We start from the raw sequence: 596 nt of genomic DNA on the forward strand, positions 1-596 counted from the left end.
TTAGAGCAAGCCAAAAGGATTCTGGCGGAGCTGGGTGTGACCTTGAACGAAAGCAAGACGCATATTGTTCACGTGTCACGTGGTTTCGAGTTTCTTGGGTACAAGATCAAGCGAGGCAGTCGTCGTCTTGCTCTGCCCTCTAGCAAGATCCGTAGCGGCACCCGTGAGGGCGACCTTTACGCGTATCCACGCGAGAAATCGATTCAGCACTTCAAGGATCAGATACGCAAGCGCACTCGGCGCAAGGCACCTGTGGATACACAGGGGCTGATCGCTGATATCAATCCGGTCATTCGCGGTTGGGGGTTGTACTTCTGTAAAGCCCACGTCCGCAAGCTCTTCGCCCGTCTCGACCGCTGGATCTTGCGGCGCATTTGGTCGCACCGATCCAAGCGCTGGCGTTGCAGGGGCTGGAAACAGCTACCAGAACGACGTCTTTATAGCGAGATGGGTCTTGTGCGCTTGGTCTTTCTGATACCTTCACTCAATCTGCGATGAAGGCGCATCTTTGTGAAAGCCGTGTGCGGGAGAACTGCACGCACGGTTTGAGCGGCGGACGGAGGCCAGCGCGCAAGCGCGCCTCCTCCGACCCGACA

At 56.9% G+C, this 596-nt stretch carries 1 protein-coding gene; it reads left to right on the forward strand.

The annotated features are described in order from the left end of the window. Positions 1-498: group II intron maturase-specific domain-containing protein (locus tag ACGLHR_RS52105; protein ID WP_400104001.1), on the forward strand; the 498-nt coding region annotated here is incomplete at its 5' end. Between the last annotated feature and the right edge of the window lie 98 nt (positions 499-596).

It is taken from the genome of Cupriavidus sp. CuC1 (genome assembly GCF_044627735.1).
Lineage (GTDB): Bacteria > Pseudomonadota > Gammaproteobacteria > Burkholderiales > Burkholderiaceae > Cupriavidus > Cupriavidus ulmosensis.